10 protein-coding genes are annotated in these 12,739 nt (G+C 71.0%); 2 read left to right on the top strand and 8 right to left on the bottom strand.

The window, feature by feature from the left end:
- Nucleotides 1-2: 2 nt before the first annotated feature.
- Both ACIOGX_RS11360 and ACIOGX_RS11355 read right to left on the bottom strand, forming a co-directional pair.
- Entirely contained in the window at nt 3-3,425 is a 3,423-nt protein-coding gene (locus tag ACIOGX_RS11360) for a CARDB domain-containing protein (RefSeq protein ID WP_401912210.1), read from the bottom strand.
- 422 nt (nt 3,426-3,847) lie between these two features.
- The gene (locus ACIOGX_RS11355; RefSeq protein ID WP_401912208.1) at nt 3,848-5,200 is read right to left on the bottom strand and encodes a cytochrome P450; all 1,353 of its coding nucleotides are present in this window, start codon (nt 5,198-5,200) and stop codon (nt 3,848-3,850) included.
- A gap of 256 nt (nt 5,201-5,456) precedes the next feature.
- Here ACIOGX_RS11355 and ACIOGX_RS11350 point away from each other — a divergent pair, with 256 nt between their 5' ends.
- Nucleotides 5,457-6,086, top strand: coding sequence for a TetR/AcrR family transcriptional regulator (locus tag ACIOGX_RS11350; protein WP_401912205.1), 630 nt, complete (start codon nt 5,457-5,459; stop codon nt 6,084-6,086).
- A gap of 61 nt (nt 6,087-6,147) precedes the next feature.
- On the opposite strand, the gene ACIOGX_RS11345 is transcribed toward ACIOGX_RS11350, so the two are convergent.
- The gene (locus tag ACIOGX_RS11345) at nt 6,148-6,603 is read right to left on the bottom strand and encodes a MarR family transcriptional regulator (protein ID WP_356515409.1); all 456 of its coding nucleotides are present in this window, start codon (nt 6,601-6,603) and stop codon (nt 6,148-6,150) included.
- Nucleotides 6,604-6,800: 197 nt separating this feature from the next.
- Between ACIOGX_RS11345 and ACIOGX_RS11340 the strand changes: the two genes are divergently transcribed.
- Nucleotides 6,801-7,679 carry an SDR family NAD(P)-dependent oxidoreductase gene (locus ACIOGX_RS11340; protein ID WP_401912203.1) on the top strand — a complete coding sequence of 293 codons (879 nt, stop codon included), beginning with the start codon at nt 6,801-6,803 and terminating at the stop codon, nt 7,677-7,679.
- 97 nt (nt 7,680-7,776) lie between these two features.
- Here ACIOGX_RS11340 and ACIOGX_RS11335 read toward each other — a convergent pair whose 3' ends face one another.
- The 5 genes from ACIOGX_RS11335 to ACIOGX_RS11315 all read right to left on the bottom strand — a co-directional run bounded on the left by ACIOGX_RS11335 (nt 7,777) and on the right by ACIOGX_RS11315 (nt 12,666).
- Entirely contained in the window at nt 7,777-9,348 is a 1,572-nt protein-coding gene (locus ACIOGX_RS11335; RefSeq protein WP_384768740.1) for an ATP-binding protein, read from the bottom strand.
- 99 nt (nt 9,349-9,447) lie between these two features.
- On the bottom strand, nt 9,448-10,077 hold the full coding sequence (locus ACIOGX_RS11330; protein WP_401912200.1) for a hypothetical protein: 630 nt from the start codon (nt 10,075-10,077) through the stop codon (nt 9,448-9,450).
- Nucleotides 10,074-10,325 (bottom strand): hypothetical protein, encoded by a 252-nt coding sequence (locus ACIOGX_RS11325; RefSeq protein ID WP_401763709.1) that lies wholly within the window; start codon nt 10,323-10,325, stop codon nt 10,074-10,076. The genes ACIOGX_RS11330 and ACIOGX_RS11325 overlap by 4 nt, the downstream gene beginning before the upstream one ends.
- The gene (locus ACIOGX_RS11320; protein WP_401912198.1) at nt 10,322-12,100 is read right to left on the bottom strand and encodes a hypothetical protein; all 1,779 of its coding nucleotides are present in this window, start codon (nt 12,098-12,100) and stop codon (nt 10,322-10,324) included. The genes ACIOGX_RS11325 and ACIOGX_RS11320 overlap by 4 nt, the downstream gene beginning before the upstream one ends.
- A 95-nt stretch (nt 12,101-12,195) precedes the next feature.
- Nucleotides 12,196-12,666 carry a hypothetical protein gene (locus ACIOGX_RS11315; protein WP_401912195.1) on the bottom strand — a complete coding sequence of 157 codons (471 nt, stop codon included), beginning with the start codon at nt 12,664-12,666 and terminating at the stop codon, nt 12,196-12,198.
- Between the last annotated feature and the right edge of the window lie 73 nt (nt 12,667-12,739).

Raw genomic sequence — 12,739 nt, 5'->3', positions numbered from 1 at the left:
GCTCAGCCGCCCGTGATCACGAATTGTGAGCCCGGCTGGGTGACGATGTTGCCGTCGGCCGAGTTCGTGATGGTCACGTTGGTCAGCTTGGCGGAGCCGCGGGCGCCGCTCATGGCGAGGACGCCGGCGCCGTTGTTGGATTTGTCGATCTTGACGTTGGTGATGGCGACGTCCGGGACGTTGCCGCCGCCCGTTTTGAACTGGATGCCGTCGTAGGTGGAGTCGTAGATGTCGGTGTCACGGATGGTGACCCCGGGGATGTCTCTGCTCTGGGCGAAGAGCGTGATGGCGCCGAACTCCTGGTCCTCGTTCCAGAAGGCGCCGCCGGTGCGGTGGAGGGCGTTGTTGGCGATCAGGGTCTGCCCGGAGAAGGGCAGCGGGTCATGGTCCGTGGCCAGCATGATGCCCGGGTAGTTGGCGGTGTCCGAGACCAGGTTGTTCTCGATCTTGTTGCCGTAGCCGCCGTAGACCGCGATGCCGGTCGCCCGCCAGGGCAGTTGGATCGTGTTGTTGAGGAACTGGTTGTCGTGCGCGATGTCCGTCGACGGGTTCTTCACGTAGCGGTTGGCCCAGACGGCCAGGGAGTCGTCGCCCGTGGTGCGGAACGACGAGTTGTACACCCGTGAATTGCTGGTGCCGTTGGTGAAGTTGATGCCGTCGGCGTACGTGTTGCGGATCCGCATACCGCTGAACTGGAGGCCGTCGGCCGGGCCCCAGAGGTCCGGGATGTTGTCGTAGTCACGGCCGACCCAGACACCCACGTTGGCGTGCTCGATCCAGACGTTGGAGATCTTGGTGTCCTTGCCGAAGCGGCCGTTGAGGCCCACCCCGCCCTCGGCGCCGCCCGGTCCGCCGCGGATGGTGCCGGAGCCGAAGATGGCGATGTCGGAGATCTGGGTGTTGTCGTCGATGTCGAAGCCGAAGTTGCCCTCGTGCGGATGGTTGATGCTGCCGACCGCCTGGTGCGGCTCGGTCAGGGTGTAGAGCTGGGAGTGCCACATCCCCGCGCCGCGGATCGTGACATCGCTGATGCCCACCTGGTTGTACTGTCCGCGGTCCAGCGGGTCATCGGTGAGGATCTTCTTCTCCTGGCGCCACTGCCCCGCCGGGATCCATACGCACGCGATGTCACCCTCCTGGTCGGCCGTCACCGCCCGCTGGATGGCATCCGTGTCGTCGATGCCGTCGTCGGGCACCGCGCCGTACTCCGTGATCGAGGTGCACTCGGCCGGCTTGCTCGCCGGGGGCGCCACCTGCTCCAGGTCGATCAGGTCGATGATGTAGAACGCGGCCGAGTCGGCGGCGTCGCGCTGTAGCCGGAACTTGGTGCCGACCGGGTAGGTCGTCGGCAGCAGGGCGTGGGACTCGTCGAAGAGCCGGCGGGCGTCGGCCTGGGGCGTGTTGGTCAGTGCCTCGGGGCCGTCGGTGTTGCCGTACAGCCAGCTGTGCTTCGACGAGAGGGTCAGCTTCCGGACGAAGGTGTCGTTGGCGTAGAGGCTGATGGTGGCCTCGGCGCCGCCGCCGTTCGGGGCGTCGGGGATCGAGTTGCGTACGACGATCGAGTTCGAGGGGTTGGTCGAGGTGAACTCGACGAACTGGCCCGTGGAGTTGAGCCGTACCGACTTGCGGCCCGAGGACTCGGACGCGAAGTTGGTGTGCCCGAAGGTGCGCAGCGGGTCGGCCTCCAGCAGGGTGCCCTGGTAGCGGGCGGCTTCGGCCTCGTACTCGACGTACGGGACGGCCGCCCCGCGTCCGACGACGATCGAGCGCGAGAACGCGTTGTTGGTCTCGTTGGTCTCGGTGACGACGTTCGTGGCGTCGGCGGTGGCGACGATGGTGGCTCCGCCGTTGGTGGCGGTCCAGGTGCCGTTGACGCTCACGTTGGCCGTCGCGCCCGCGGCGATCGACGGGGTGTTGGTGTTGAGCGTGGTGCCGCCCACGACGACGCGGGTGACCGTGGTGGCGCCGGAGGCGGTCGTCCCGCGGTTCTTCACCGCCACGGTGAAGCTGACCGGTGCTCCGACGGCCGGGTTCGCCGGGCTGGATTCGATGCCGAGCACCTGGAGGTCGGGGCCGGGGCTCTGCCCGACGACCAGGTCCGTGGCCGCGGTGAAGCTGTTGTTGGCGTTGTCCTGCTCGACGATCGTGTCGGTCGGGTCCACCAGCGCCGTGACACGGTAACTGCCCGCCGCGCGCTTCCCGATGTCGACCGGGACGGTGGCGGAGGCTCCCGCCGCGAGCGCGGACACCGGGGCGCTGCCCGCGACGACGCCGCCCAGGCTGACGTTCACCGTGGTCGCGGCGGCGGCGGCCGGTCCGACGTTCCGTACCGTCGCGTTCACCCTCGTCGTGTCGCTCTCCACGGGAGAGGCGGGGGTCCACGACAGCGCGCTGACGGTCAGGTCCGGATTGGGCGCCGGTGTTCCCATGACCTGGAGCTCGGCGACCTGCCCGCCGGTCGCGCCGGTGTTGCTGAAGATCTGGAGCTGGAGGTCGGCGGCGCGTCCGTTGACCGGGATCGTGACCGTGTTCTGGTTCGACGCCGGGTTGAAGGTGTGGTTCGCGCGGGCCACGAGTGACGTGAAGGCGGTCCCGGCCTGGTCGCGGCCGAGTATCTGGATGCTCTGGGTACGGGTCGCCCACGCCGCGTCGGGGTTGAGCTTGATCACGACAGAGGAGATGTCGGCGTTGGCGCCGAGCTTCACCGTCAGCGTCGACGGGTGGCCCGCCGACTCCCAGTAGGTGCCGATGTTGCCGTCGGTGGCGTTGCGCGCGACATACGTGAAGACCGTCGACGACGCCTCGATCGGCTTTCCGCGGGCCAGATCGGTGTCGTCGGCGCCGCCGCCGTCACCTCCGTCACCGTCACCTCCGTCACCTCCGTCACCGTCGTTCGCCGGGCCGTAGACCTCGAATTCGGAGACCTGCGCGGCGGGCCAGCCCGTGTTGCCGGTGATGTTCAGCCGTACGTACCGGACGGTCGCGACGGTGAAGTCGATGGTGACGGTGTTGCCGGAACCCGGGGCGAACGCCTGCCCCTGCGCGGCGGAGAGCGTGCTGAAGGTGGACCCGTCGGTGCTGCCCTGCACGGCGAGAGCCTGCGTACGGGCTTCCCACGAGGCCGGCAGCTTGACCACCACGCGGTCGGTCCTGACCTCGCTGCCCAGGTCGACCCGGATCCACTGCGGGAACGCGTTGGACGGCCCTTCCCAGTACGTCTGCTGGTTGCCGTCGGTGGCGTTGGCGGCGGGATGGTTCCCCTCGGAACCGCCGGCCGTGGCCGCTCTGCCCTGGGCCAGGTTGGGTCGTTCGGCCGCGTAGGCGGCGCCTGAGCCGGAGGCGGAGACGGGCAGGAGCCCGACGGTGATCAGGGCGGCGATGATCGCGCCGATGATCAGCCGTCGGCGGGGCTGTTTCCGTTTCATGGTGTCCTCTGTTCTGTCGGAACGAGAGAGCCTGTCGGAACGAGTACCGGACAGCCCGCGGTTCCGGGCCGGCCGTACGACGCGCGGGACCCGCGTCACGCGTCGCGCGGGTGCGTGGAGGCGAGGCGCGGGTGCCGGTGCGCCGGGCCGGGTTTCGGAACAGCTGTCGTCCTGAAACAGAGTGGTGCGGTCGCAGCAGACGGGGGCGGGTCCCTGCTGCGAAGTTGCACGAGGAGCGCAAAAAAATTGAGCTAGTTATCTATGTTTTTGCGAGTCACAGGGTGCAATCGTGTCATCGGTTTGTCAACAGTTCTCGCACGCCTGCCGAGTTGACGACGAAGGGCGCGGCGGGGAGATGCCCGCCGCGCCCCTCGTCATCTGATGGGTTCAGCCCCTCGGTGGCCGGTCCGGTCCGGGGTGGGTCATCGCGGGTCCCAGGTGACCGGCAGGGCCCGTACTCCGTAGACGAGAGCGTCGTCCTTGAAGCGGATCTCCTCCAGCGGGACGGCCGGCCGCAGTGTGGGGATGCGCTGGAAGAGCGTGGTGAAGACCACCTCCAGCTCCACGCGGGCGAGTTGCTGGCCCAGGCACTGGTGCGCGCCGTAGCCGAACGCCAGATGCCCGCCCGCCTCCCTGGTCAGGTCGAGCCGGTCGGCGCCGGGGAAGGCCCGGTCGTCGCGGTTGCCCGAGGACAGCGCGGCGACCAGCCAGTCCCCGGCGCGCACGGTCGCGTCCGCGATCCGGATGTCCTCGGTGGCGTAACGGAGCAGCCCGAACTGGAGAATCGTCAGATAGCGGAGCAGTTCCTCGATGGCGGGGGTGACGAGGGCGGGATCGGCGCGCAGGGCGGCGAGTTGCCCGGGGTGCCGGAACAGGGCGAGGGCGCTGAGGGCGATCATGTTGGCGGTGGTCTCGTGACCGGCGATCAGGAGGGTGACCCCGAGGGTGACGAGTTCCTCCTGGCTGAACGGCCTGCCGGAGTCCTGTCCGCGCTGGATGAGCCGGCTCAGCAGGTCGTCCCGCGGGGCGGTCCGCTTGGCGGTGATGAGCCGGCCGATGAACTCCTCGATCTCGGCCGCCGCCCTCTCCACCTCCTCCTGGGCGCTGCCCACCCTGATGAGGACGGTGGTCTGCTCCTGGAAGCGGTCGCGGTCCTCGGGAGGTACGCCGAGGAGTTCGCAGATGACCAGCGACGGGATGGGCAGGGCGAAGTCCCGGTAGAGATCGGCGGGCCGGGGGCCGGCCAGCATGGCGTCGATGTGCTCGTCCACCAGCCGCTGGACGAAGGGACGCAGGGCCCGCATCTTCTTGACCGTGAACTCGGAGGTCAGCATGCGGCGGAGCCGGGTGTGGTCGGGGCCGTCCATGTGCAGCAGCGAGCCCGGTGCGATCGGCCGGTGCAGATCGGCGTTCGGGACGATGTGCGTGGACGGGGCGGCACGGGAACTGAGCCGCGGGTCGGACAGCGCCGCCCGTACGTCCTCGTACCGCGATACGACCCAGGCGTCGGTGCCGACCGGGCAGGACGCGCGGGAGACCGGCTCCTCGGCGCGCAGCGCCCCGTATTCCGGCGGCGGGTCGAACGGGCAGCCGGAGGCGCGGGTGGTGGCAAAGGGCTTCGCGGTCGGAACGTTCGCCTTCTCGGTCGCGTCGGTGGCGTCGGTGGCGTCGGTGGCGTCGGTGGCGTCGGTGGCGTCGGTGGCGTCGGTGGCATCGGTCACGTCGGTCACGTCGGTCACGTCGGTCGCATCGGTCATGCCGGTCACGTCGGTCATGGCGTGTTCTCCTCTCTCGTCGCGTATCGAGCGCGAGCACGCACCGGACGAGCGCCGGACGGGCACTCACTCCCTAGTGGCAGTTGCTGCCACAAGGCCAACGATGCCAGTCGGCAGCTGATGCCGATAGTCGCTGCGATCATTTCCGGCCCGGGTCCCGTCCCCGCATCGCGCCACGTGGCGATGGCCGCCGCGTGGCACGATGGGCGCCGACGCGACCGGAGGTTCCGGTGCCGCGGAGGGGCGGAGGTACGGGGTGGGGCTTCGTGAGATGAAGATGGAGCGGACGCGGCAGCTGATCGCGGACACGGCCATCTCGCTCTTCAGGGAGCAGGGGTTCGCCGCCACGACCATCGAGCAGATCGCCGCCGCCGCCGAGGTCGGGGCCCGCACGGTCTACCGCTACTACCCGACCAAAGAGGCGCTGGTCGTGCGCTTCATCGAGGACACCCTCGACATCGCGCTCGAAGACCTGCGCGCCCTGCCCGAGCACGCACCGCTGCCGCAGGCTCTCTACCAGGTCATCGAGAGCGTACGGCGCACCGTCGCGGACGATCCGGAACGGCTGATCGACGTCTACCGGATCGCGAACCGGACCCCGTCCATCCAGGCGCAGTTGAGCGCCGGGACCTGGAACTGGCGGCAGGATCTCGCCGAGGAGATCCTCCGCCGTACGAGCGGCGATTTCGCCGAGCTGGTGGCCGCCCTCGCCGCCGCGAACATCATGAACATCATTGAGATCTCGGTCCAGGAGTGGGTGCGCGCCGAGGAACACACCGCCATGGACCGGGCCATCGAGCGGGGGCTCGAACTGCTGCGCACGGGTGCGGTTCCCGTCCCGGCGCCGCCCGTGGACGAGCCGACGGGGAGCACGCCCCGGGACTGACAGGACCTGGACCGACCGGACTTGGGCCGACCGGGCCGAGGGGGCGGCGCGGGGTGGGGCGTCAGGGGGTGTCGGCCGCCGCCCGTGCCGCGGTGTCGATCGCGCCGAGCAGTCCGCCCAGAGTGGTCCTCTGGTCGTCGTCGAGAGCGCCGAAGATGTCCTGGAGTACGCGCTCTCCCGCGGTGCTCGCGGTCGCCAGCACCGCGTTTCCCTCGCGTGTGATGACGACGAGCTTCGCCCGGCGGTCGGTGGGGTCGGGTCCGCGATCGACCAGACCGTCGCGAGCGAGTCCGTCGACCGTCTCGGTGACCGACCGCGCGGCGAAGCCGAGCTGTTCGGCCAGGGAGGACAGCCGGGTGGGGCCCTGCTCGTCGAGCAGCCGCAGCAGTTTCGTACGCGCCAGGGAGAGCCCCCCGGCGGCCATCCGGTCGTCGACCACCCGCCGCACCCGGTGGGCCAGGAACAGGAATTCCAGCCCTACGCGCTCGGCCGCCGGTGTGTCGCCCGTTCCGCCCATGCCGTTCCTCTCCGGTCGTTCGCCCACTCGCCCACTCGCCCACTCGCCCACTCGCCCACTCGCCCACTCGCCCACTCGCCCACTCGCCCGCTCGGCCGTCGGTCCGAACCGCGCATTACTGAGGTACCTCAGTAATCGGTGCTACATTGCCGAGGTACCTCAGCAACAAGCACGGGACGAGCATAGGAGAAGGGCCGATGGACAGGCGACCCGTCATGGTCATCACCGGCGCCACGCACGGCCTGGGCCGGCTGGCGGCCCTGGACCTGGCCCGTGGGGGCGCGGCCCTGGGCATCGTCGCCCGCAGTGCGGAGAAGGCCGGCGTACTGCGCGAGGAGATCGGGGCGGCGGCGCCCGGCACCCCCGTCGAGGTGTTCCTGGCCGATCTGTCGCTGCTGCGCGAGGTGCGACGCGTCGGGAAGGAGATCGGCGCCCGCTACCCGCGGATCGACGTCCTGATCAACAACGCGGGCCTGCACGCCTTCTCGCAGCGGATCACGCCGGAAGGGTTCAGCGAGATGACCGCCGTGAACTACCTCGCCCCCTGGGTCCTCACCGCCACCCTGCGGGACAGGCTCGTGGCCTCCGCCCCCGCGCGGATCGTCACCGTCGCCTCCGAGGCGTCGCGGCGCTCCGGCGGCATCGTCCCGGCCCGTGATCTCGTCCTCACCGACGACTACGGCCGGCGGGAGTCGTCGCGGCTGTACGGCCGGACGAAACTGATGGACATCATGTTCAGCCAGGAACTCGGCCGGCGGCTCGCGGGCACGGGCGTGACGGCGCACTGCTGCGACCCGGGCTTCAACACCAGCGGCCTGGGCCGCGAGCTGCCCCTCGCGGGCGTGCTCGAAAAGGCCCTGACCCGGCTGGGCGTGGGCGATCCCCGGCGCGGCGCCGGCATCATCGTGCGGCTCGCCACCGATCCGGGCCTCGCCGCGGCCACCGGCGGCTACTACTCCGTCAAGGACGCCGAGCCGCTGCTCTGCCCGGAGCCGGGACGTGGCGAGGTGATCCAGCGGGAGCTGTGGGACAGGACCGCGATGCTGCTCTCAGACGTCCTCGCCTCCACCTCGTAACCCGCCTGATCGACTCCGTACCCGCCTGATCGACTCCGTCAGGGCGGCGCCGCCGGCCGGCTGTGTGTCAGCCGGCCGTCCGGCAGTCGCGTACGCGTCAGTCGCCCATGAAGACGACCCGGCGCGAGGGGCCCGCCGTGCCCGGGGACGCGGTGGTGAGCGAGCGGCCCGCCGGGACGGCGCGGTCGCGGCCCCAGGAGCGGATCTCCTCGATCTGTTCGGGGTTGGTGCGGCTCATGGGGGAGGCGTTGGCGAACGTGTCCTCGACGAAGGAGGGGTCGAGCCCCTGCGGGTCGTCGCCCTGGAGGTGGAGTTCGGCGCCCACGTCGTGGAGGGCGGCCTCGATGTCGGAGCCGGCGAAGCCGTCGGAGAGGTCGACCAGCAGGTCCAGCCGGTCCGGGGCGGGCTCGGCCTTGACGTAACGGCGGTAGTAGAGCTGGATGATCTCCCTGCGGTCCTGCGCGTCCGGCAGGTCCACGAAGAAGAGTTCGTCGAAGCGGCCCTTGCGCAGCAGCTCGGGCGGCAGGCTGCGGACGTCGTTGGCGGTGGCGACGACGAAGGCGCGCGAGTCGGACTCCTGGAGCCAGAAGAGGAACTGGCCGATGATCCGCTGCGGCACGCCCGACATGTCACCGCTGCCGGCGAGGCCCTTCTCGATCTCGTCGATCCACAGGATGCACGGCGCCACGCGATCGGCCGTCTCCAGCGCCTCGCGCATCCGGCCCTCGGACTCGCCGAGGTACTTGCCGTGGATGCTGGCCATGTCCAGCCGGTAGAGGGGCAGCCGCCACTGGGACGCGATGGCCTTGGCGGACAGCGACTTCCCGCAGCCGGGCACGCCGACCAGGAGGGCGCCGCGGGGCGGCCGGAGACCGGTGCCGCGGAGGTCGGAGTGCATCAGCTGGTGCTTGCGCCGCAGCCAGTCACGGAGATTGGTCAGTCCGCCGATCCCGTAGTCCTCCTCGCTCTTGAGGTGGATACGTTCGAGCCCGGCCAGATCGCTGAAGATCCGGTCCTTGGAGCGGGCGAGGGCGAGGACGTCGTCCTTCTCGACGGATCCCTTGGCGACCAGCGTGGCCATCAGGTTGACCGCCTCGCCCTCGGTGACGCCCTGGAGGAACTCCGCGGCCCGGCGGGCGTCCTCCTCGGTCCAGGCGATCGGTACGACCCCGTGGTGGTCGGCGAGGAAGCCGTGGATCGTCGTGTACATCTCGTCGGGGTCGGGGAGTTCGAGCTGAAGGCTCATCCCGAGACGCTGGAGACCGCTCCAGATCGGCTTGTCGGTGATCAGGACCAGGCTGCCCGCGTTGGCGTCGGCGAGCCGGGCGAGTTCGGCGACATGCCGGGTGAAGGGGGAGTCGGTGTCCAGGTCGTCCGGGTCCACCAGCACCAGGGTCGCGTTCGGCCGGCTGCTGAACTGGGCCGCCGCGAACTCCATCGCGCCCGTCAGCGAACGGTCGTCCTGCACGGTCGCGTTGGACCGCAGATCCCGCAGTCCTGTGGCGCGCGTATAGATCCAGAACGGCAGACCCGAGCGGCGCGGCTGGGCGGCGATCTCCTTCACGAGGCGCAGCGCGCGTGGCTGTTCGATGGTGCGCAGGCCGATGACCGGCACGCGTGCGGTGAGGTAGTTGTCCAGGTCGTCGCGGCACTCGCGGTAGTTCGGCATGCGTGGCCTTCTACAAGGGAGAGAGGGGAAAGTGGGGCCGTTCGGCCGGGGTGGGGGCGCGGGAAAGCAGGGGAGCGGGGAAGCGGGGGCGCGGCGGAGTTACGGCGGGGTCACCCGGCGCCTGCCCGTCGCCGTCGGGTTGTACGACCAGCCGCCGGTCGCCTCGTGCCGCGCCGTGGGTACGGGCGGCGGCGCCGAGGTCACGGCCGTGAGCGGGTTGTCGCGCAGCGTCCGCCGCCGGGCCTCGATATGGCGCGGGTCGCCGCCCTCCGCCACCATGCTCTCCACCGCCCGTTCGAGGTCCCGCTGGAGTGAGCGCGTCGCGTCGTCCACCATCTTCAGCAGCTGCGGCCGCAGGTCCTCGGGCAGCCCGGGGTGGTTCGCCAGGGCCCGTACGGGATGCAGCCCCGACCGGGCCTGTGCCAGCGCCCGCCCGACCGAGAACTCGTCCGCCGCCTCGCCGAGCGCGCCGGTGAGCGCGTCGGCGCAGAGCTGGAGGCGCGCGGAGAGCGCGTCGGTGAGCCGGCGCCGCAGCCGGTCCCAGGTGTCGGCGGCGAAGTCCTCCTGGCGCAGGGCCGGCAGCCCGGCGGCCGGCAGCCCGGCGCCGTCGGACCCGCCGCCGGACGCCCCCTCGGTGCCGGTCGCCGCGTCGGTGCCGGACGCCCAGGCGGTCAGGAACGCCGCCCAGGTCTCGTACGTACCCCCGTGGGCCCAGAGACTCCCGGTCACAGGTCCTTCTTCGGGCGTCGTACGGTCATCTCGCCCGGCGGCAGCGGCTCCCAGTCGGGCAGCCCCTCCACCACCTTGCGCAGCCGGGAGGTGGCCCGCTCCTTGGGGCGTGCGGGGGCGGACGCCCAGGGCGAGGCGCCCTGGGACGGTGTCGCGCGGGACGGCGCGGCCTGGGGCGGGGTGGTCTGCGACGGCGCGGTCCGGGGCGGCGGCGGGACGACGCGCCGGGGCTGCTGCTCGGGGATCATGAGGTGTGCTCCTCCGCCGGCTCGGTGACGGTGCGGCCCTCGTACGGGGACGAGGCGTGCGCGGCGGTCGCCAGCGAGGCGATCATGGCGCGGGTGGCGGCCTCCACGGCGTCCGCCTGCTGGAACCGGCTCTGCCAGTCGGTCAGTTCGGCGCGGGCCGCGCGCAGGGTCCCGATGGATTCCTGCTTGGCCCGCTCCAGGGACTGCCTCGCCGTCTCCTGGAGCCTGCGGGCCGCGTCGGCGCGGTTGTGCAGGATCAGCGCCCACACCCCGCCGACGACCAGCGCCGCCACGAACGCGAAGCCGACACTGAACGGGCTGAACAGCAGCAGGACGGCCAGCACGATCCCGCCCGGCAGCAGGGCCTTCTGCCGCCAGGGGAAGGCGAGCGAGTCGATGAACGGCCGGGCATGCCCGTCCCAGTGCGCCGCCAAGGACGACTCCAGCGTCTCCAGCGGAGTCGTGAACGAACCCGACCACGGCGGCAGCGCGAAGGTCTGCGCCCCCACGCCGTGCGTCGTGGCGAAGTACGCCCCCACGTCCGGCGGGATCGCCGCCCGGTAGTCCCGGCTGAAGGAGGCGTGCGCCCGCTTGAACCAGCTGTGGCACGCGGCCACCGAGAGCCGCTGGGTGGCCGGCGAAGCCCCGATGGCCTGCGGGTTGAGCGCCGAGGTGGTCTGGACGGTGAGGTAGTCGAGGGTCTCCTCCAGCGACGCCGCATCGACGTCGACGGCCTGCTTCGCCGCGTCCAGATCGCCGTTCTTGTCGATGACGGCGTGGTTGAAGGCCAGATCGCGGCGGAGCGGCAGCTCCTCGTTGTCGTACTCCCCGACCAGCCGGTCCAGGATGTCGTCGACCGCGTCCTCGATACGGTCCGAGGGCGCCGACTCGCGCGCCATCATCGCCGTGTACTTGTCGAGTACGGCCTGCTGGGCACGGGCCGAGGAGAGCACGGCGTCCAGCTGGGCCCACTCCGGGGACACCGCGGCCAGCCGCGGGAAGTCGGCCTGGGCGGACGGCGCGCGCATCGAGTCGATCTCCGCCCGCCAGCGGGTGATCTGGGCGGTCTCGGTCGCCTCGTCGGAGAGCAGTGTTTCGCGCCAGGTGGCGAGGGTGTCGCGCAGCAGCTCGCGGCCCGCCGCGCCGAACGCGCCCTGCGAGATCGATTCGAGGATCACCGCGAACTCCCGGCCGAGCGCCGCCGGGTCCTGGACGTTGAGGTAGTGGCGCAGCCAGCGCACCGCGCCGGCGTGCCGGCCCTGGCGGCGCAGCACCAGCGCGAAGAACAGCGAGGTCCGGTCGGGGGAGCGGCGGAACGCCTCCTCCACGGCCCGCTCGCACAGCGACCGGTCGTCCGCCGCCCAGCTGGACAGCGCGATCAGCGCGGGGGCCAGCCAGTAGCGCGGGGTCTGGATCATGAGCTGCTCGCCCACGTTCCGTACGGTCTCGTCGGAGACCAGACCGGTGTCGAAGGCCTGGAGCATGCCGACCGCCGAGCGCCTGACCACCTTGTGGTGGCCGAACTCGTGGTCCACCTTGTCCTGGATCACACCGACGCGGGTCTCGGCCCGCTGGACGTTGGCCGTCAGCTCGGCCTGCCGTACGAACGTCATGAAGTCGGCGCGCAGCTGCTGGAGTTCGGTGCGGGTCTCCTGCTGGGCCTGGCCGACGGCCGACACCTGGCCGGAGACCGCTCCCACCTGTTCGCCCAGCCGCACCACGAGGCTGTTCACGCGATCGACCTGGCGCCGCAGGTGGTAATCCACCTCGGACATGGATCCTCCGTCGTTGTCTGTGGCTCTGTGGCTCTGTGGCTCTGTGGCTTTGGGGCTTTGGGGCTCTGGGGTTTTCGGGGTGGGCGGGGCGGGCTCTACGGGCGGACGACCGAGCCGTCCTCCAGGACCGGCAGTACCGTCCCGCCGGCGTACACCTCGACGTACTCATAGGCCCCGGACCGCACCAGCATCCGGGCCGCCGCGAAGGGTTCCGGCATCGGATCGCCCGGGGCGAAGTGGTCGATGATCGTGTGGAAGAGGCTGAGCCGGTGGTCCACGAACGGCGGCCCGAGCCGGCACACGGCCACGAAGCCCACCGGGACATCGCCGTACGACGTGGCGTACTGCTCGCGGATCCAGCCGGACAGTTCCCGCACCGCCGCCTCGTCGAGCCCGGCGTCCAGCCGCCGTACGGAATCCATCAGTTCGCGCGTACGGTCCCGGTAGCGGTCCCGCGCGAGAGCCGGGGGGCCCGCCGGCGGCGCGGGTGCGGTCCTCCTGCCCGGTGCGGCGCCCGGCCCCGCGGCGGGGCGTACCACCCGGCGCGGCCCTTCGATGAAGCCCATGGATCCCCCAGATCCCCCGTGTGCCATGCGTCCGTCCCCCGCGGTCCGAACCGCGCGGGCTCAGAACAATAGC

It is taken from the genome of Streptomyces sp. NPDC088147 (assembly GCF_044741565.1).
GTDB lineage: Bacteria > Actinomycetota > Actinomycetes > Streptomycetales > Streptomycetaceae > Streptomyces.
The sequence above is the reverse complement of the archived record's forward strand: the minus strand, read 5'-3'. Positions and strand labels throughout refer to the sequence as shown.